Annotated in this window: 1 pseudogene; it reads left to right on the top strand. The window is 69.0% G+C overall.

Annotated features, from left to right (window positions below):
* Positions 1 to 2: 2 nt before the first annotated feature.
* Positions 3 to 1,216 (top strand): annotated as a pseudogene (locus tag ACZ7NC_RS45715) (ISL3 family transposase).
* Positions 1,217 to 1,222 lie beyond the last annotated feature (6 nt).

Raw genomic sequence — 1,222 nt, 5'->3', positions numbered from 1 at the left:
ACTTGTCGGCGCGGGTCTGTCCGGCCTGCGGGGTCTTCGCCACCCGGGTCAAGGGCCGGGCACTGACCCGGCCCCGGGATCTGCCCTATGGGGAACGGGGGCTGGAGTTCTTGTGGCACAAGCGCCGCTGGTGGTGCGGGGAGCCCGCCTGCCCGAGGAAGTCGTTCACCGAGAGCCTCCCGCAGATACCGGCAGGGGCCCGGATCACCGAGCGGCTGCGGTCGGCGGCCGGACGCCGGGTCCGCGATGCCGGTTCCACCGTCATCCAGGCCGCCCGCGATCTGCACCTGTCCTGGTCGACGGTGATGGCCGCCTTCACCGTGCAGGCCCGCGAGGTCACCGGGGCGCCGCTGCCCGAGGTCAAGATCCTGGGTATCGACGAGACGAGGCGGGGCCGGACCAAGTGGGAGCAGGACCCCGATTCGGGAAAGTGGCAGTCGGCGCGCGATCGCTGGCATACGGGGTTCGTCGACGCGCTGGGGCACGGCGGGCTGCTCGGCCAGGTCGAGGGCCGCACCGCCGCCGATGTCCTGGCCTGGCTGTCCACCGCCGAGCTGACCTGGCGCAAGAACATCACCCACGTCGCGATCGACATGTCGGCCACCTACCGCGCCGCGATCCGCACCGGCCTGCCGGCGCGATCACCATTGTCGACCATTTCCATGTCGTCCAACTTGCGAACAAGATGCTCTCGCAGGTCAGGCGCCGTACTACCGCCGAACTGCGCGGCCGGCGCGGACGATCCACCGACCCGGAATGGAAAGCCAGACGCCGCCTGCTGCGCAACCGCGAGGACCTCACCGACGAGCAGTTCGCGAAGATGTGGAACCCCCTGCTCGATGTAGGACAGATCGGGCAGACACTGCTGACCGCGTGGATCGCCAAGGAGAACCTGCGCAACCTCCTCGCCCTGGCACGCACCGGTGCCGACCGCCACCAAATCGGCCACGCCCGCTTCAAGTTCCTCACCTGGTGCGCGGACAGCGACATCCCCGAAGCCCGCCGCCTCGCCACCACCATCGACCGCTGGTGGAACGAGATCGCCGCGTTCATCGACACCGGGTACAGCAACGCCAAGAGCGAGGGCATCAACCGCGTGATCAAGCTGACCGCGCGCAACGCGTTCGGGTTCAGGAACGCGACCAGCCAACGCCTCCGAACACGCTGCGTCACCACCCGCAGAGCCCGCGGACACCTCCGCACCGCTCAACTATGAAGACCC

The organism is Streptomyces sp. NPDC111802, from assembly GCF_055634335.1.
The sequence above is the reverse complement of the archived record's forward strand: the minus strand, read 5'-3'. Positions and strand labels throughout refer to the sequence as shown.